Here is a 19629-nt window from a genome sequence, read left to right as displayed (position 1 = left end):
ATACTTGTACACTTCCTCAAAATGGAATCCCTTGCTATTCATGCTGATTCTTTTTCATCATAACACAACAAGGGATATACAAGGAATATTTACGTTAAAACTATTCAAAAAGTTACAAAATTGTTGCACCTTTTTGAACCTAACACGCTATTCCTTACCTTTTTTATACCCATTATCCAATCTTACTATCATTAAATCGAAGCGACATGTTGCTTCGCTGCTGCCAGAGCTTCTGTTAATTTGGAAGCATCTTTACCACCAGCTTGCGCCATATCAGGACGACCACCGCCGCCGCCGCCACAAATAGCAGCGACTTCTTTTACTAATTTACCTGCATGCAGTCCGCGTTCAATACCAGACTTCGGCACAACTACAACAAAGTTTACTTTATCGTCTTGAGCTGCACCTAGAACAAGCACTGCTTCAGGCAACTTGCCTTTTAGTTCATCCGCTAGACCACGCAAAGCATCCATACTTGGAACATTAACAGAAACAGCTAACAGTTGAGTAGAACCTACAGTTTCGACTTGATCTGTTAATTGACCTGCTTCGATCAAGCTTAATTTACTTTGTAGTGATTCATTCTCACGACCTAGATCGCGTAGTTGTTGGTTCAATGACTCAATGCGTTTAGGAACATCGTGTACGTTTGATTTCAATTGTACCGCAGCTTGCTTCAAAATATCCAATTGGCTATCTAAGAACATGTATGCTAGACGTCCAGTAACCGCTTCGATACGGCGTACACCCGAACCAATACCACTTTCAGATACCAATTTGAACAATCCGATACGTGCTGTATTATCGACATGACAACCACCACATAATTCTATGCTGTAATCGCCAATTTGGACTACGCGTACAATATCGCCATATTTTTCACCAAATAGTGCCATAGCGCCCATTTCTTTAGCTTCGTCGATTCCTTTGTACTCGATCTCGACATCCAGACCTTTCCAGATTTCCTGATTCACACGACGTTCGATATCTGCAAGTTCTTCCGGCGTAATACTACCGAAGTGAGAAAAGTCAAAACGCAAGCGTTCTGCTTCTACCAGTGAACCTGCTTGATTCACATGTGTACCTAATACATCTTTAAGAGCTTGATGCAATAAGTGAGTCGCAGTATGGTTTTTGATAATATCGTTACGGTTTGGTGCATCTACTTCTGCTGTCACCACATCACCGATATGAAGTTCGCCTGAACTTACAGTCACGATATGCACAAATTGTCCACGTGGTGCTTTGAACAATCCTTCGACAGATGCTTCAACCGTATCATTGCTCAAACGTCCTAAGTCGCTGATCTGACCGCCACTTTCTGCATAGAAAGGAGTTACGTCTAGAATCACCTGACATTGTTGTCCTTCGCCTACACGATCTACTGATGCTTCTTCTTGAATCAAAGCCACTACAGTAGCTTGTACGGTTAATTGTTCATAACCGATAAATTCGCTTTTGCCTTCAAAATCAGACAATACGCCGCCTTGAACTTTCATACTGCCGCTATCTTGACGAGCTGCACGAGCGCGATCACGTTGCTCTTGCATTGCTGCATCAAAGCCTTCACGATCTACAGTCAGTCCATTTTCAGCAGCATAGTCTTCTGTTAAGTCAAACGGGAAACCATACGTATCATATAGTTTGAACGCTTCTGCACCACTGATTGCTGTTTGTCCATTTTGCTTCGCCTGTGTACTAAGATCAGCCAACATATTCAAACCATCAGATAAAGTTTCATGGAAACGCTCTTCTTCTATGCGAATAATTTTCTCGATAAATTCACGTTTGGATACTACTTCTGGATAGTAAACGCCCATAATCTCGCCTACAATACCTGTTAAGCTAAATAAGAACGGCTTATCCAGACCGATGACTTTACCGTAACGTACAGCACGACGTAGCAAACGACGAATAACATAACCGCGTCCTTCATTAGAAGGTAATACACCATCTGCCGCTGCAAAAGCAACGGTACGAATATGGTCAGCAATGACTTTCAACGCTACATCTGTTTCTTCGTTTTGTTTGTATGTGACACCTGCAATTTGAGCTGCTTGTTGAATAATCGGTTGGAACAAGTCAGTATCAAAGTTAGAATCTACTTCTTGCAAAATCGAAGCAAAACGCTCTAAACCTGCACCTGTATCTATATTTTTGTTAGGTAGCGGTGTATAACTACCATCTTTATTATGATTAAATTGAGAGAACACCAAGTTCCATACTTCTAAGAAACGTTCGTTTTCTCCACCTGGATACATTTCAGGATCATTGGGATCAAGAGCACCATAAGCATCTCCACGATCGTAGAAAATCTCACTACAAGGTCCACAAGGGCCTTCGCCAATATCCCAGAAGTTTTCTTCTAGACGAATAATACGTTCAGCCGGTAGACCGATTTTCTCGTTCCACAATTTGAAAGCTTCTTCATCTTCTGGATATACCGTTACTGATAAACGTTCTGGATCAAATCCGATCCATTCTTTTTCTGTCAAAAATTCCCAAGCCCATGTAATCGCTTCTTCTTTGAAATAATCACCGATCGAGAAGTTTCCTAACATTTCAAAAAACGTATGGTGACGACGTGTTTTACCTACGTTTTCAATATCGTTGGTACGAATACATTTTTGTGAGTTTGTGATACGTGGATTTTCAGGTTTTTCGCGTCCATCAAAATAAGCTTTAAGTGGAGCCATCCCTGCATTAATCCACAATAGAGACGGATCATTGTGAGGTACCAGTGGAGCACTTGGCTCTACATTGTGTCCTTTGCTTTCAAAAAAAGCGAGCCATTTGGAACGAATTTCACTTGCTTTCATAAGTAATGAGCCTCCTCAGAATAGTTAAACATCTATTTCTTGTTGATCCAGTATAATCTATCCAACCTGTATCTACTAACAAGTCGGTAAAAAAAAAGCGCCCTGCGCAAAATCAGGGGCGGTGTTCTGGTGTGTATCTAACATTAGTCCCTGCAACCGCTCTTTTATTGTGTATAGGTTTTGTGAATCAAGTGACAAACAACCGCTTAATACGTCCAAAATATCTATGTAGGGTTCGGTCATCACTTCAATTACCTGTGTAACAAAAGATGTATGCCTGGATCTCCTTTTTTCGGATTATTGATCATCCATATTCCGAAATTTTACGGTTCTTTCACAACTATATCAGTATATCTAGCGCCCATACGTCTGTCAATCGCATCGGTCATGCTTAAAAGCCCCGACTTCTATCGCCACCTCTACAGATGTGCAATACAAGACGGGGTTTTTAAAATAGCGCTGATACACGTAGTATGTATAAGATAAGAATTGTACCGCGCTGTCGGAACAGCCGATATTCGCCACTCTATACATCGTTCATGTTTATAAAAAGGCTCAAGCTTGTGTATACATTGCTACAGGTTCTTCGACAAACAAATCATCTAATGAACTAAGCGTTCCATCTTCTTCGACTTGATACACAGACATTTTACCACCGTTAACTGTTAATTCGATAAAACAACCCCAGCAATAAAATTGATGGGAACCAATTTTACCAATATCTTTTGAACTACAATTTGGACATTTCATTCAGCGCTCACCCTATCCGTCTCCAAGTTTAATGACATTCCTCTAGTCGTGTGTTACTTTCGATCGGCACCATAATCGCGCTTTCACCAAAAGCAACTTGTCCGCTTACAGGAAGCCACTTTCTTCCACCTATCATATCCGAGATAAAGCCATCACTGATTTCAATCCCGGTAATGCTTTTACCCAACTCATGATCAAAATAAACATCCGAAACATAGCCTAACATCGCTCCATCACTGGTAAGAAGTGGCATATCTTTTATTTTGTTTTGACCAATCAAAAATGTATGTTTAATATCGTCAGCCGCGATCTGGCGGACTGCCTGTTGATTACGGATCATAATAGCGTCTTCGCCATAGGACACAATATCTTCCCACAGTATCGTACGCACTTGTAATGAGAAAAAGCTTTTACCTTCCAGTTCAAAACCTTGAACAGACCAGTCTTCGCTTAATATAAAGTCATGAATTTTACCAAGTTGCTTGCCATCTTCGATATCAAATACAGCAAGTCCAATCATTCCCTGCATCTTCATAACGCTCAGGACCTCCTCATCGCATAGATTGCGCAGGAAGAAAATCATTTCTTTCTTGCCCGGCTGTTGGCGTCATATGATCATCTTCCCTCCCTTATTATTCACCACACAGGGGAGCCCTAATTTCTACTACGTATGCGCTTTAAAATAGTTGCAATCTTTTTGGTTACATATGCTATTTCTTCCCTAGTATTACCCATCCCAAAGCTAAAGCGAATCGCGGAATTCAATAGATTTTCAGGAATTTTCATTGCTTGAAGAACATGTGACAATTCTAAAGAACCTGAAGTACATGCAGACCCACTTGCAGCGGCTATATGTTCCATATCCAAATTCATTAGCATCGTTTCACTTTTCACACCAGGAAAGCTAATATTCAGAATATGCGGCAATGATTGATCGATAGGTGTATTGACTACATACCCTTCTAACCCTACTTCTTGCTCCAGACATTCCAGCATATACGTGCGTAGGGAGTGAAGATGTTCTATACGTGCGGGTAATCCTTCTACAGCAAGTTCTACCGCTTGACCAAAACCAGCAATACCGGCTAAATTTTCAGTTCCTGCGCGGCGTTTGCGTTCTTGTAGACCTCCATAAAGAACAGGTTCTACTTTGACACCATGACGAATATAAAGAGCACCGATCCCTTGAGGACCATTGATTTTGTGAGAGGAAAAGCTAATTAAGTCGACAGGCAATTCATGACAATTCAAATGAATAGCGCCCAAAGCTTGTACAGCATCGGTATGAAAAATAATATCTTTAGCACGTGACAACTGCCCTATTTCTGCAATCGACTGAATCGTACCGACTTCATTGTTACCAAACATAATACTAATCAATATCGTATCAGGTCGGATCGCTGCTTCCACGTCTTCAAGATGCACCAATCCATGTTGATCAACAGGCAGATAAGTCACTTCATATCCACGATTTTCTAAAGCTTCGCAAGCATGAAGTACTGCATGATGTTCAATTTGTGAAGTAATAATATGATTGCCTTTAGGACGTAGCGATTCAGCAATACCGAATAAAGCTAAATTATCACTTTCTGTTCCTCCTGCTGTAAAAATAAGCTCATCAGGACGACATCCTAAACGCTTCGCAATCTGATCTCTTGCTCCACTGACTACTTTTTTCGCAGATCGACCGAAAGCATGTACACTTGAAGCATTACCATGAGTATCTGTCATTACTTTTAACATTTGTTCAGCGACTTGTGGATGGATCGGTGTAGAAGCCGCATGATCTAAATAAATAGCCTTCATTATGAATTCACCTTTCTGTATAAGAAAATAAAATATAATTACAAAGACGACAAAAAACGGAAGGGAGCAGCAATATACCTGCGGGTTCCCCTCCGTCTTGTGGTCTACATCGAATTTAGATATAAAACATATAATTGTCTTCTTGACCTTGCTCACGATACGTGATCAAATCTTTGAGCGTCGTTGAATCAATCACTTGCGCGATTGCGTCACGAATCTGCATCCATAGATGACGCTTCGCTGCTACATCTTCATCGGTAAAATCAACCACTGAGATTGGCCCTTCAAGTACGCGGATCACTTCACCTGCTGTGATCGTTTCCGGTTCACGAGACAAAATATAACCGCCATACGCGCCGCGGATACTTTTTACTAATCCGGCATTGCGAAGTGGAGCGATCAATTGTTCCAAATAATGTTCAGATAGTTGATTTTTTTCAGCGATACTTTTGAGTGATGTAGGGCCTTCACCAAAGCGGGAAGACAATTCCATCATAATCGTTAGACCGTAACGTCCTTTAGTTGATATCTTCATATAGGGCACCTCACTTAAATTTGGCAAAAACAATGATAAATCGTTGATTTATTGAACAACCTCAATTATTATTAATAGTTGCACGTATCGTAAAATTTCGATAATTCACTGTATTCCGATCATTCTTGTTACCTATCGTAACATATATAGAGGCTTTATGGGAAATTATTCGTATCTTTTACAACGTTATGTTACAAGAAAATGGTACAATGAATTATTGCTGTCGGTTAGATATACCTTTTACAGATGAATTCTTATTATTGTGCACTTCCTATTAATCATTTCGCCCATAATAGAATCATCTCATCTTATATAAAGTGGTGAGTACAAATGGAAAAAGCAAAAGCAGACACTCGTGTTGTTGTCGGTATGTCCGGCGGAGTCGATTCCTCAGTAACCGCGTTGCTACTCAAACAACAAGGTTATGATGTAATCGGAATTTTTATGAAAAACTGGGATGATACCGATGAGTTCGGTCATTGCACAGCAGAAGAAGATTCAGAGGATGTACGCCGGGTCTGTGAACAGATCGGGATTCCTTACTATACAGTCAATTTTGAAAAAGAATATTTCGATAAAGTATTCACTTATTTCTTAGATGAATACAAACGTGGACGCACCCCTAATCCAGATGTAATGTGTAACCGCGAAATCAAATTCGGTGAATTTTTGAATAAAGCGCTAGACCTAGGTGCTGATTATGTTGCTACAGGTCATTATGCACGTGTAATTGAAAAAGACGGTGTATTCCAATTACTACGTGGTATCGATAATGGCAAAGATCAAACGTATTTCTTAAATGCGTTGAATCAAAAACAATTATCCAAAACGATGTTCCCGATCGGTCATTTGCCGAAACCAGAAGTTCGCCGTATTGCAGAAGAAGCAGGTCTATATACAGCGAAGAAAAAAGATAGCACAGGTGTATGCTTTATCGGTGAACGCAATTTCCGCGAATTTTTAAGTGGATATTTGCCTGCCAAATCTGGCAAAATGGTCGATATTGCAACAGGTGAAGTCAAAGGCGATCATGATGGATTGATGTATTACACCCTTGGACAACGTCAAGGATTGGGAATTGGCGGTTCAGGCAATGGAAATCCGTGGTTTGTTGCTGATAAAGATTTGGAACAAAATATTCTGTATGTGGTTCAAGGGGATCAACATCCAAGTCTATACTCTACCGGTCTTATCGCTTCAGTGATGAACTGGATTGATGGTTCTGAACATGCTCCAGGTACTACACTGCATTGTGTAGCTAAATTCCGTTATCGCCAACCGGATCAAGGGGTTACATTAACATGGCAAGCTGACGGTAATGTACGTGTACAATTTGATGAGCCACAAAAAGCAATCACACCAGGACAAGCGGTTGTGTTCTATGATGGCGAACTTTGCCTCGGTGGCGGTACAATTGATGTCGTCGAAAAAGTAGCTTACGAAGCTGTAGTATAATCGCTCAGTATAGTATTGACTCAAGATACCGTTAGTATTTTGTTTAATAGTACAGGTTCAAGAGTACAGTACTCGATAGATATGATCATAAATAAGTATTACAAAAAAAGAGTTACTGATGGTTGTCATCGGTAACTCTTTTTTTGATTGGGTACTTTAGATTTTCGAGATGATTAAAAATACGTATTTCCAACCCATAATCCAAGCCCTGCACAGCCGATCCCCAATATATATGAAGCACCGATATAACTCCAAAACAGACGATACTTTTGCTTGAGATGTAATTCAATATTTTCTAATTTGAATGTTGAGAAAGTAGTATAACTACCCATAAAACCAGTTCCAATTAACAATTGAAAGTGACTATTTAACCCTGAAGCGAATAATAACCCTAGCAAAAAAGAACCGCTAACATTAATACATAACGTCGCTAAAGGAAATTGCATCCGCCACTTAGTTTTCATCCAATTGGATAACAATAAGCGAGCCAGAACGCCAAATACAGCTCCTACAGATACCAATAGCATATTAATGAGCATGACGGTTCCTCCTTCTGTTCAACCACTGTTCACTAACATAGAATCCGAAGCGTGAAGATAACAATCCACCTATAAGACTGGCTCCGATATAAAGTGCTGCTGTGCCATACCAGTGTTTTTCGATCAGTTGTATACTTTCCAGACTGAATGTTGAAAAGGTAGTAAATGAACCTACAAATCCTGTACCAAGCGCTGTAATAATCGTTTTGGAGATATAAGGAAGTTCAGCTAAGTACTTCATCACTATAGCTAATAGAAAACATCCAACAATATTAATAATCAATGTCGCTAGCGGAAAGCCAGGGCTGACAATCCATACTCCTGTTAGATAACGACATAATGCTCCTAACACGCCAAATAGAGCTACCCAGACATAATACATAGTCATGCTCCCCTTCCCTGTCCATAAAAATAACTCCTACTCGAACAACACACAGTTAGCCTGTGATTGCACAAGTAGGAGTCATTAGCTGAAATCAGCAGTCAATGGCGAACTCCATCGCCGATTTAATTGATATTAATATAACGTATGCCTATGTGTTTGTAAAGATTAGCATATTACAATCCTCTACGGCGTTCTTGATTAAGCTTGATTTTGGATTCATTGCCTTGTTCTGTCGCTTGATAAAATACTTTACGAGACAACCCTTTCGGCAGATACTCTTGTTTGACAAAATGATTCGGGAAGTTATGTGGATATTTGTACCCTTCATGCCCTAACTGCGCAGCACCTTTGTAATGAGTATCTCGTAAATGCAGTGGAACTTCAGCAGACTTGATCTCATCTATCGCTGACATTGCACTGGAGATCGCTGTATAGACTGCATTCGACTTCGGACTTTCAACAGCAAATAGAATAGCTTGCGCAATATTAAGCTTCGCTTCAGGCCAGCCATTCGTACGATACGCATCTAATGCACCTAGTGATTGGATCATCGCTTGTGGATTCGCTAGACCGATATCTTCACTACTGGCGGCGATTAAGCGTCGTAGAAATGTCATCGGGTCCATTCCTAACTTTTCTACCGCGTACAAGAACCAGAATAAGGCTGCATCACTGGAACCCCGTATACTTTTGTGAAAAGCAGATAACACATCATACTGAGTCGATTCATCTGCTCGGACAATCGGACGGCGAATCGATTCTTCCGCTACTTCCAGTGTCACATGAATATTGCCCTCACTGTCAGGTGGAGTAGTCACTGCGGCAAGTTCCAGCGCATTAAGAGCACGCCGAATATCTCCATTTGCCATCGAAGCAATATGTTGTAATGCTTCTGCGTCTACCTGTAACTGCATAAATCCGAGTCCACGTTCAGAATCACTTAAAGCACGTTTCATCGCAATAAGTGAATGTTCTTGATTCAATGGTTCTAACTGAAAAAGAGTCGACCGGCTCATTAATGCGCCATTGACATAATGAAAAGGATTTTCGGTAGTCGCTCCAATAAAAATAATCGTTCCTTTTTCTACGGCTGGTAATAGTGCATCCTGACGAGAACTGTTAAAACGATGAACCTCATCTAAAAAAAGAATCGTTTTAGTTCCATACAGCGACTTATTGGTCTGTGCACGTTCAATCACTTCACGAACTTCTTTCACTGTCGCTTCTACTGCATTCAATCGAACAAATTCAGCTTGCGTATGCTTAGAAATAATATGCGCCAACGTCGTTTTACCACAACCCGGTGGCCCGTATAACAAAATAGACGATACTTGATCGGCTTCGATCGCCCGGCGTAACAATTTACCCTGACCGACAATCTGTTCTTGCCCTATATATTCATCTAGTGACTGTGGACGCATCCGGTCAGCAAGTACACCCATACTATTCGATTCAGCATCATGACCACCATCATCATACGAAAATAAGTCCATACGTTCACATCCTATCTATATCCATCATTTGTACTGTCACATTTATAGTGACTGTAATCACCTATATCATTATGATTCCGGTATATATTAAAAGCAGATCCACACCGATTATATTATTGCTTTATTTTATTAACCCAAAGGAGACCTATATAATGCAAACTATTTCATTAGATACAGTCATGCCCCTGCAAGACAAAAAAATAACTTCGATCTACCATACCGAAGCCCGTCAAATCGTTCATCTGCAATTAAGTGCAGCACAAGAAATTGCTACACACCAAAGCCCTAAACAAGTATTTATTATTGTTAAAAGCGGAAAAGTGATATTCACCGTATCTGATCAAGAAATTACACTATCCCCTAATGAAGTATTAGTGATGGAACCTGATGAATATCATTCACTCAAAGCGCTTGAAGATACATCGATTTTGGTAATTAAATCATAAATGGTATCAAAGTCCGTCTCTTTATTTTAACATTATTTTGTACAAAAAGCAGAAAAGAGAGTTCTTCTACAGATTTACTGTACAAGGAACTCTCTTTTTCTAATTTCCTTTATTCTGTATCGGTACTGCTCGTAATATAATCAGGTATCTGCTCTCCATGGATTATCCATAATTCATGCAATGCACGTGTACAACCTACATATAATAATTTGGCATCCCATGCGTCGTTATGATAATGATCGGTATCTACATCGCTTACGATCACCGCATCAAATTCTAACCCTTTGGATAAATAAACAGGTAAGATCGAATGTCCACCTTGATAAGCGGCTTTACCTCCATCAATTAAATGAATCTCGATCCCTTGTTCGATTAACTGTTGATGTAGTTCAATAGCTTCGTGTAAAGTTCTCGTCAAAATCGCTGTAGTACGGTAATCTTTGGTCTGCAATTGTTGCCAGTTCATTTTGATTGTATCAAGACGCGTATCGGTTGAATAAGGTATCATTCGCACAGGATCACCACTACGGAACACAGGCACAGCAGTGATTCCATTTTGTACACCTTTTTCCAAGATGATATTCGCAAATTCAATAATCTCCATCGTAGAACGATAACTTCGAGTCAGCGGGAAATAATCGGTCTGTTCTGGCGCAAATAAACTACTCATCTCTTCCCATTGATGTACTCCACGATAAGCATGAATCCCTTGTGATAAATCACCTAATATCGTGAATGAACTACCACGCACATAAAGATCAAGTAAAGCGACATGAAAAGGAGAAAAGTCTTGTGCTTCATCCATAACCACATGGTCAAATCGATGTTCTGCTTCCATTTCATGAAGTAACGTATGGATATAGACTAGAGCAGGCAGATCATCTTCGCGAATCCGATCTTTTTTCAATTCAGTCGACACCTGTTTGAGCACATCTGCCGGTATCTGTTCCCAGATCGGTTGAAGCGCTTCAGCATGATTGCTGCTTTTGATCGCTTTAAATAACTGTTTATATAATGATAATGGCTCGTATTTAGGCCATTTATTTAAGTATGCTTTTTCTCGTTGAGCTGCTTTTTTCTTGCGCTCTTTACGAATGGCTTCTGAAGGTGCTACTTTAAGCTGCATTTCTATCCAGCGATGAATACGTGCCATTACCCGTTCTTTGCGTTTTGCTAATGGATAGTGTTTGTATTCATTGTTGAACCATTCCAGTATCTCTTCCTGTGACAACACAGCCTCATCCCACGGATAGAAATCCAGTTCTGGTACAGCCGTCTTTTCCAATGCGTTCACATACTCACGAATCAATTGCATAAAGGCAAGCGATCCTTTGTAACGTGACGGAGTGTGATCTGTAACAGCCGGACGATCTGTATTTTCAAACCAGTATTCATATGTCTCTGATTGAGGTACCAGACGGATATCGCTTTCTAGAATCTGTTGTGCCCAATCACTAAATGTACTTTGCTGAATATCGCCTACACCCAATTCTGGCAACACTTCGGAAATATAATCCAAAAACATATGGTTGGGTGCGAAAATAATCATTTTATCTGCCGATACTTGCTCTTGGTATTGATAGAGCAAAAAAGCTAATCGGTGCAAGGCAACTGTTGTTTTTCCACTACCTGCTACTCCTTGAATCACCAGAGCTGTATTTTTGGCAGCGCGGATAATCCGGTCTTGCTCGGCTTGAATCGTCGATACAATATCGCGTAGTTTGTTGTCTTTATTTTCGCCCAGACGATACACTAGAAATTCATCGGTAACCGCTGGTTCTGTACTTTCACGATCATAGGTGTCTGCTAGACGTTCTAACATTCGTTGATGGATCACAATATTGCGTTTGAGATAGACTAGCCCTTGAATTAATCCTTCTGGCGCTTCATAGACTGCTGCTTCTTCGCCACCTGTAAAGGAGTAAAACAAACTTGCCACAGGTGCTCGCCAATCGATTACTAACGGTTGATCCTCAACCTCAGACTTACCAACGCCAATCTTACCAATGTACAGCGGTTGACGTGTTCCTTCTTCTCCTTCTGCAAAATCGAGTCGACCAAAATACGGTGCTTGTGCGCTTTTCGAAAGAGATTGACGTTGCTGTTCACGACCGGATTCCAAAATCTGTTCGGTAAAATCATGCCCCGTATAGACCGGAATCTGTCTTAAACGCTCTAGTTGTTCATCAATCTCAACAACTGTTTGTTGCAACTTGTCTTGCTCTTCTTGATAGGCACTTTGAAAGTTGTCCTCCAATTTCAGTTACCTCCTAAGAAATCTATTTATGATCTCTTTGTTAAGCACGCAAAAAAACAAAACGCAGACGTAACAGTAAAAAGGTACACATGTCATAATCACCTTTTTCAGCATGATTGATTGTCTTGTGTACTATTTTCAGGTCAGTCTGCGCTTATGTTTATAGTTTTGCCATTAACAAAGGATTTTTAATATACCATACTGATTTTGAAAAAACCAGTTCTTTTTTGAGCGAATAGTTTAGATTGAGTTGTTTATTTATTGTTATGATTTGCAACATCCGCTTCAGAAATGGCTTATTCTTGCCGTCGCTGGTGAAATAGAATCCCTTGATTAAACTGCTAGCAGTCGGGATTCTACTTCAAAGGCGACTTTCAGAATAAATCCATTTCTTGCGCTACGTTGGTATTTGGTTTTTTTAAATGATTTGAATTTCTTTCATCTATATCTTCAATTCGTATTGTAATTAGATTAATATTGGTAGTTGTCTTGAAACTTTTAGAAGATCATTGATGACTACTATTCATTATAAAAAATATCAAAAGAGCATGTATCTATGAGAGATACATGCTCTTTCTTAGGAAAATGTATTTAGAAATACATTTTACAGTTCGATACCATTTTTTTCAAGCAGTTCACGAACAGTTACACTGACCATGATCAGTCCTGCTACAGGTGGTACGAAAGCGTTACTTGCTGGTGGTTGTTTTGCTTTGCGAATCTCTGGTGCATTTTCAGGCACGATTTTGTCGGTAATATCTTGACGTGGTTTCATCGGTTTTTCGGTAGAAAAGACTACTTTCACACCTTTTTTGATGCCTTCTTGACGCAATTTGGTACGAACAATACGTGCAATCGGGTCCATCTTCGTTTGTGAAATATCTGCGACCTGAAATTGACTAGGGTCCATTTTATTGGCTGCTCCCATACTGGAAATCACCGGAATCTTACGTTCTAAGCATTGTTTGATCAAATGGATTTTGTAAATGATCGTATCTGAAGCATCAATCACATAATCAAGATCATATTTGAATAATTCTTCATACGTTTCCTCGGTATAAAACATGTTCAGTGCGATTGCTTCACATTCTGGATTGATCAATTTGACACGATCTACCATCAGATCAGCTTTCTTTTGTCCAACGGTAGTGGTTAGTGCATGAATTTGACGATTGATATTAGTAATATCGACCGTATCTTTATCAATCAAAATAATGCGACCAACTCCTGTACGTGCTAGAGCTTCAACCGCAATCGAACCAACTCCACCAATACCAAGAACAGCAACTGTACTATTTTTCATCACTTCCATACCTTCTGGACCAAAAGCAAGTTCTGTACGTGAGAATTGATTTAACATTGATGTTCACTCCTTTCTTTATAGATGGGGAACGATAACTATTAAAATTATACTTTTAAAAAAATATTATTTATTGTCTTGTTTTTTATCGTCGCCTGGTTTTTTAGCAAGCTTGATATGCAATTGTTGCAATTGAGAAACATCTACTTCAGACGGTGCATCCATCAATAGATCAGTTGCATTGGCTGTTTTCGGGAATGCGATCGTTTCACGCAAGTTCGTACGTCCTGCAAGCAACATCACTAGACGGTCAAATCCAAAAGCAATACCGCCATGTGGAGGTGTTCCGTATTCGAATGCATCCATCAAGTAACCGAATTTATCACGAGATTCTTCTTCTGGAAGACCTAGCGCTGCGAACATTTTTTCTTGTACATCACGTTTGTAAATACGCATCGAACCGCCACCAACTTCATAACCATTCAATACGATATCGTAAGCTTGCGCACGAATTTGACCAGGATCTGTATCAAACAGATGTACATCTTCTTCACGAGGACGTGTGAACGGATGGTGTTCTGCAACATAACGTTTTGCATCTTCATCATAGCCAAGTAATGGGAAGTCTACTACCCATACAAATTTGAATGCTTTATCATCGATTAGACCAAGATCACGTCCAATTTTCAGACGCAAAGCGCCCAATACATCGGCAACGACTTTTTTCGTATCTGCTGAGAATAACAACAAGTCTCCATCTTCTGCGCCTACTGCTGCTTTGATTTGCTCTAATTCTTGCTCGTTGAAGAACTTAACGATAGGTCCTTTAAGCTCGCCTTCTTTCACTTGAATCCAAGCTAGACCTTTAGCGCCATAACGTGCTGCATATGGCTCTAAGCTATCGATTTCTTTACGAGTCCATGTACCACAGCCTTTAGCGTTTAAGCATTTCACTTCTCCGCCTTTTTCAATCACAGAAGCAAATACTTTAACACCACTAGATGCTACAATATCACTCACATTTACCAATTCTAAGCCAAAACGAAGGTCTGGTTTATCTGAACCGTATTTATCCATTGCATCTGCATGTGTAATGCGTTGGAATGGTGTAGGAATATCTACGTTGACGGTTTCTTTAAATAATTTCACCATTAATTGTTCCATCATATCAAGCAAGTTGTCCTGTGTTAAGAATGAAGTCTCGATATCGACCTGTGTAAATTCAGGCTGACGGTCTGAACGCAAGTCTTCATCACGGAAACAACGAGCGATCTGGTAGTAACGTTCCAATCCACTTACCATTAACAATTGTTTAAAGATCTGTGGAGATTGTGGCAATGCGAAAAATTCGCCTGCATGAACACGACTTGGTACAAGATAATCACGCGCACCTTCTGGTGAACTCTTTGTCAAAATCGGTGTTTCTACATCAATAAAGCCTTCGCCATCTAAGAAATCGCGGAAGATTTTAGCTGCTTTGGAACGCAACATCAATGTTTTTTGCATTTCAGGGCGACGCAAGTCCAAGTAACGATATTTCAAACGAACCGATTCATCCACTTCGATATCGTCTTCGATAAAGAATGGAGGAGTTTTCGCTGCATTCAATACTTCGATTTCGGTAATACGTACTTCAATCTCACCTGTAGGCAAGTTTTTGTTGATCGTCTCATCGTCACGTAGTACCACTTCACCTTTAACCGCTAATACATATTCACTACGAACACGATCTGCGATTTGCAAAGCGTCTCCAGAGTATGCAGGGTTAAATACAACTTGTACAATCCCTGTACGGTCACGTAGATCGATAAATAGTACGCCACCCAAGTCACGACGAGTCTGTACCCAGCCGTTCAACGTAATCGTTTCGCCAATGTTGGCAGTTGTTAATTGTCCACAGTTATGAGTCCTTAACATAAGTTATTCATTCTCCTTTAAATTGAGTTAATCGTTTTTTGCTATTTGCAGTCATGCGGTTTGGCTTGATTTAGCGATAGCTATTTATTTCAAGTGATCTGCTAACTCGTCCATTTTGACAGTTTGCTGTTCACCAGTATCCATACGTTTTAGTGCAATTTCACCACGTAGTAATTCATCATCACCCAAGATTGCTGTATAGCGGGCTTTGAAGCGGTCGGCTGATTTCATTTGAGCTTTCATTTTACGTCCTAGATAATCGCGCTCTGCGGAAAATCCTAGTTTACGTAATTTGAACAATTGTTTAACTACTTCAACTTCTGCTGCTTCACCTAACGCAAGCAAATATACATCAAGTGGTTGAATAGCTGGAACATCCACTTCTTGATCTTCCAGTAACAATTGTAGACGTTCCATGCCGATACCAAAGCCAATACCCGGTTGATCCGGTCCACCGACTTCAGACACTAATTTGGTATAACGTCCTCCACCACCAACGGTATCTATCGCACCGATTCCCTGTGCTTTGTATTCAAAAGCGGTGTGAGCATAATAATCTAAACCACGTACCAGACGAGGATTGATCGTATACTCTACATCCATAATTTCCAAATACTCTTTGACTTTAGCAAAATAAGCTGTACTTTCTTCATCCAAGCTATCTAGAATCGAAGGCGCATCGACGAATTTGTCGTGATCGATTTTGCAATCTAACACACGCATCGGGTTACGTTCCATCCGCGTTTGACAATCTTTACACAAGGTATCACGCATCGGGCGCAAGAATCCAAGCAATGTCTCGTTATAGTTCGCGCGTGTCTCGGCTGTACCAACAGAGTTTACTTCAACCGTAACTCCTTTTAACCCTAATTCTCTAAAAAATTCTAAGCCTAGAGCAATGACTTCTGCATCAATCGCTGGATCAACAGAGCCAAAAGCTTCGATACCAAACTGGTGAAATTGACGATAACGTCCTGCTTGTGGACGCTCATAACGGAACATAGGTCCCATATAATATAATTTGCTGACATCAGGCTCGCCATACAATTTATTTTCAGCATAAGCACGTACTACACCAGCCGTCCCTTCAGGACGTAGCGTCATACTTCTGCCACCTTTATCTTCAAACGTGTACATTTCTTTCTGTACCACATCGGTTGTTTCCCCTACACCGCGTTGGAACAATTCTGTAGATTCGAATAATGGTGTACGTATCTCGCGATAGTTATATCTTCTACATAAATCGCGTGCTTGTTGTTCGATATACTGCCATTTTTCTACTTTACCCGGTAAAAAATCTTGTGTACCTGTTGGTTTTTGAAAAGCCATTACTGATTCCTCCTTGATTCAAGTGATTCTTGATCCTTTTCTCAAATGACACAAAAAAATCCCACGCCTCTGTTTATTATAAACAGGGACGAGGGATTGGATTATTCCATTCACCCGTGGTACCACCCACATTTCGAATACAACTTTCTAAATCAAACGATAAACGTCTGGTCTAAAGTACAACAATTGCACTCGCTTCATTAGCGGTTAACGCCCGCTGACTACGCATGAGGTTACTTGGATTCCAAAAGGATTAGTCATACTGCAAATATGAATCTACAGCTATACTGTCTCACTTTTCTATCTTTCACATCATGTTCTCGGGGAGGTCTTTTCACAAAGGGATACAGGGAATTCTTCCAGCCGCGGAATTCCTCTCTTTATCAATTATCGATACTGTATCGGTCTAAGCTACTTTTCCCGTCTACAAATTCGTATATTTAAAGATTATTTATGTTGCAATAATCTTATATTACATTTCTTGATATCGGATCTACTAGCGAGTGGCAAAATCATTTTATCCAGCTCACCGTCAGAACGATGTTATATTTAACGATTGTAATGAACCACTGCATTAAAGTCAACACTTTCACTTAATAAAAATATACTACACAACAACCCTATATCGCTAAATACAAAAAAATAACCTACAGCAACGGGCTGTAGGCCAACATAGTATGTTAAAAAGGGGGTCATAGGTACATTATAGATGGTGATTGTTAAGAGAAGATGTTTCCTATATTACAGTTTCATTACAATAGGTAAACTTTAATCATCTTATTTAACAAAAAAGGTGCTACAGATGAGTAATCTCCACCTGTAACACCGATTATATAATCTATTGACTCATACAATAATGATTAATCTAAAATCTCGACAAAAGCATTATTTGTACGTAATGCTTGAACCACATGTTCTACATCAGCTTCCATCACAGAAGCAGACAGTACATATTTCAGATCATCATAATCTTTTTCTGTCGCATTGCTTGCACTGTAAGCTGAATCGTTATCGTTGTCGCTATGAGGAGAATCTTCACCCTCTAGACGATCTTCACGATTTTCAATAATAGCTGTTGGAGCCACGATACCGCCTGGGCCTGCTCCAGATGGTGCACCTGCTGTACCGACAGCACCGCCTGTATTTGTAGCAATCGGAACGAGTGGTACTAATACTTTACCACTTTGACTAATTTGGTGAGGTAAACGTCCCACCTCAAGTTGTTTTACATTGAACGTTTGCAGAGTTGTTCTAGCACCTTCTGCTTGATCTTCTGTTTGAAAATAAGCTTGAATATGTTTAGTCATTGTCATTACCTCCTTGCTGTATTTTAAATACATATTACAGACATCTATTTAAGAAAAAGAAATCTTTTCATGGTGCGTTATATTTACAATGCTTTTAAAATTTCACGTACAAAAGCTGGCTCGTCTTCAGGTGTACGAGAAGTAATAAAGTTACCGTCTACAATCGCTTCACCATCTTCAAATGTTGCTCCTGCATTGACCATATCGTCTTTGAGAGGAGGGAATGAAGTGATAGTACGTCCTTTAAGCAAATCGGCACTTGCCAGAATTTGTGGGCCATGGCAAATTGCTGCGATAGGTTTTTTGGCTGTATTTACTTCAGTCACAAATTTCAAAATGTCTTGATCCAAGCGCAAGCCTTCCGGTGAAGAACCACCAGGGATCACGACTGCATCATAATCCGCAGCGTTCACTTCACTGATTGCTTTTTCGATCGTATATTCTTCTTTACCGTTTTTACCTTTCACCGTTTCTCCTTTTTGGAGACCGATGATATCTACATCATGACCTGCTTTTTTCAGCTCGTCATAAGGCACCTGCATTTCGGAATCTTCAAATTGGTCTGCTAATAAAAATGCTACTTTACTCATGGGAATAGTTCTCCTTTCGTGATGCTATCTAATATTCTATACAGTACAATACTGTAATTGTTCTCGCTTTCTTATTACCCTCTTCTTTTGTTGTTCTACCACAATACGCTCTTGAATTGATAAATAAATAACAAAAAGGGCAATCTTTTGTTCAAAAGATTGCCCTTTTATTCGTATCCACATCATATGTGTAGTATCAATAATCTACATTATCAAACCTTAATGTTTAGCGGTAGGGCTATCGATAATTAATGTTACTGGCCCCCAATTGGTCAAAGATACATCCATATCCGCGCCAAATATACCTGTTTCCACACCTACACCTAGACTCCGTAAAGCTTCATTAAAAGCCTCATAGATAGGTGTAGCGACTTCAGGACGTGCAGCATCACTGAATCCTGGACGCTTTCCTTTGCGACAATCTCCATATAACGTAAACTGGGATACAGACAATACTTCACCACCGATATCTTGTAGACCCAGATTCATTTTCCCTTGTTCATCTTCAAAAATACGAATTCCTGCTACTTTCCCTGCAAGATACTTTGCGTCTTCTATTGTGTCTGTATGGGTAACACCGACTAATACCATTAATCCTTTTCCAATTTGTCCGACAATCTCTTCATTTACGGTGACAGAAGCATGCTTGCAACGTTGAACAACTACTCTCATAAGTCTATATCCTGCCTTTCTATGTAGAA

General features: G+C 40.0%; 17 protein-coding genes and 1 riboswitch. Of the genes, 2 read left to right on the top strand and 15 right to left on the bottom strand.

Annotated elements, in window-relative coordinates:
- Positions 1-191: 191 nt before the first annotated feature.
- From alaS to cymR, 5 genes are all read right to left on the bottom strand, one after another.
- Positions 192-2819 (bottom strand): alanine--tRNA ligase, encoded by a 2628-nt coding sequence (alaS, locus tag ACFSGI_RS04490; RefSeq protein ID WP_204822991.1) that lies wholly within the window; start codon positions 2817-2819, stop codon positions 192-194.
- Between the two features lie 555 nt (positions 2820-3374).
- Positions 3375-3569, bottom strand: coding sequence for a hypothetical protein (locus tag ACFSGI_RS04485; RefSeq protein WP_069329186.1), 195 nt, complete (start codon positions 3567-3569; stop codon positions 3375-3377).
- A 28-nt stretch (positions 3570-3597) separates the two neighbouring features.
- On the bottom strand, positions 3598-4104 hold the full coding sequence (locus ACFSGI_RS04480; protein ID WP_204822990.1) for a PRC-barrel domain-containing protein: 507 nt from the start codon (positions 4102-4104) through the stop codon (positions 3598-3600).
- Positions 4105-4223: 119 nt separating this feature from the next.
- Positions 4224-5375, bottom strand: a complete 1152-nt coding sequence (locus ACFSGI_RS04475; RefSeq protein ID WP_204822989.1) for a cysteine desulfurase family protein — start codon at positions 5373-5375, stop codon at positions 4224-4226.
- A 115-nt stretch (positions 5376-5490) separates the two neighbouring features.
- On the bottom strand, positions 5491-5910 hold the full coding sequence (gene cymR / locus ACFSGI_RS04470) for a cysteine metabolism transcriptional regulator CymR (RefSeq protein WP_069329183.1): 420 nt from the start codon (positions 5908-5910) through the stop codon (positions 5491-5493).
- A 330-nt stretch (positions 5911-6240) separates the two neighbouring features.
- Between cymR and mnmA the strand changes: the two genes are divergently transcribed.
- On the top strand, positions 6241-7365 hold the full coding sequence (mnmA, locus tag ACFSGI_RS04465; RefSeq protein WP_204822988.1) for a tRNA 2-thiouridine(34) synthase MnmA: 1125 nt from the start codon (positions 6241-6243) through the stop codon (positions 7363-7365).
- 173 nt (positions 7366-7538) lie between these two features.
- Here mnmA and crcB (ACFSGI_RS04460) read toward each other — a convergent pair whose 3' ends face one another.
- The 3 genes from crcB (ACFSGI_RS04460) to ACFSGI_RS04450 all read right to left on the bottom strand — a co-directional run bounded on the left by crcB (ACFSGI_RS04460) (position 7539) and on the right by ACFSGI_RS04450 (position 9782).
- Complete coding sequence (gene crcB, locus ACFSGI_RS04460; RefSeq protein WP_204822987.1) at positions 7539-7904, bottom strand: fluoride efflux transporter CrcB; 366 nt, start codon at positions 7902-7904, stop codon at positions 7539-7541.
- Positions 7894-8286: a fluoride efflux transporter CrcB gene (gene crcB, locus ACFSGI_RS04455; RefSeq protein WP_204822986.1), complete on the bottom strand. Its 393-nt coding sequence runs from the start codon at positions 8284-8286 to the stop codon at positions 7894-7896. Before crcB (ACFSGI_RS04455) ends, crcB (ACFSGI_RS04460) begins: the two co-directional genes overlap by 11 nt.
- Positions 8287-8354: 68 nt before the next feature.
- Positions 8355-8417, bottom strand: a riboswitch (Fluoride riboswitch).
- Positions 8418-8462: 45 nt separating this feature from the next.
- Entirely contained in the window at positions 8463-9782 is a 1320-nt protein-coding gene (locus ACFSGI_RS04450; RefSeq protein ID WP_204822985.1) for a replication-associated recombination protein A, read from the bottom strand.
- A gap of 152 nt (positions 9783-9934) precedes the next feature.
- On the opposite strand from ACFSGI_RS04450, the gene ACFSGI_RS04445 reads away from it, so the two are divergent.
- Positions 9935-10228, top strand: coding sequence for a cupin domain-containing protein (locus ACFSGI_RS04445; protein ID WP_204822984.1), 294 nt, complete (start codon positions 9935-9937; stop codon positions 10226-10228).
- Between the two features lie 109 nt (positions 10229-10337).
- Here the strand turns inward: ACFSGI_RS04445 and ACFSGI_RS04440 are convergent, their stop codons facing one another.
- The 7 genes from ACFSGI_RS04440 to dtd all read right to left on the bottom strand — a co-directional run bounded on the left by ACFSGI_RS04440 (position 10338) and on the right by dtd (position 19600).
- Entirely contained in the window at positions 10338-12485 is a 2148-nt protein-coding gene (locus ACFSGI_RS04440; RefSeq protein ID WP_204822983.1) for a HelD family protein, read from the bottom strand.
- A 604-nt stretch (positions 12486-13089) separates the two neighbouring features.
- Positions 13090-13845, bottom strand: a complete 756-nt coding sequence (locus ACFSGI_RS04435; RefSeq protein WP_204822982.1) for a tRNA threonylcarbamoyladenosine dehydratase — start codon at positions 13843-13845, stop codon at positions 13090-13092.
- Positions 13846-13911: 66 nt separating this feature from the next.
- The gene (gene aspS / locus ACFSGI_RS04430) at positions 13912-15702 is read right to left on the bottom strand and encodes an aspartate--tRNA ligase (protein ID WP_204822981.1); all 1791 of its coding nucleotides are present in this window, start codon (positions 15700-15702) and stop codon (positions 13912-13914) included.
- An 84-nt stretch (positions 15703-15786) separates the two neighbouring features.
- A complete protein-coding gene (gene hisS / locus ACFSGI_RS04425; RefSeq protein ID WP_204822980.1) occupies positions 15787-17031 on the bottom strand; it encodes a histidine--tRNA ligase in 1245 nt (414 codons plus the stop codon).
- A gap of 860 nt (positions 17032-17891) precedes the next feature.
- Positions 17892-18338 carry a hypothetical protein gene (locus ACFSGI_RS04420; protein WP_204822979.1) on the bottom strand — a complete coding sequence of 149 codons (447 nt, stop codon included), beginning with the start codon at positions 18336-18338 and terminating at the stop codon, positions 17892-17894.
- A gap of 83 nt (positions 18339-18421) precedes the next feature.
- Positions 18422-18928: a type 1 glutamine amidotransferase domain-containing protein gene (locus tag ACFSGI_RS04415; RefSeq protein WP_204822978.1), complete on the bottom strand. Its 507-nt coding sequence runs from the start codon at positions 18926-18928 to the stop codon at positions 18422-18424.
- Positions 18929-19147: 219 nt separating this feature from the next.
- A complete protein-coding gene (dtd, locus tag ACFSGI_RS04410) occupies positions 19148-19600 on the bottom strand; it encodes a D-aminoacyl-tRNA deacylase (RefSeq protein ID WP_204822977.1) in 453 nt (150 codons plus the stop codon).
- Positions 19601-19629: the final 29 nt, after the last annotated feature.

Origin of the sequence: Paenibacillus nicotianae (genome assembly GCF_042681745.1) — a bacterium.
GTDB lineage: Bacteria > Bacillota > Bacilli > Paenibacillales > Paenibacillaceae > Saccharibacillus > Saccharibacillus nicotianae.
Note: the sequence above shows the minus strand (reverse complement) of the source record. Positions and strands in the feature narration are given on the sequence as shown.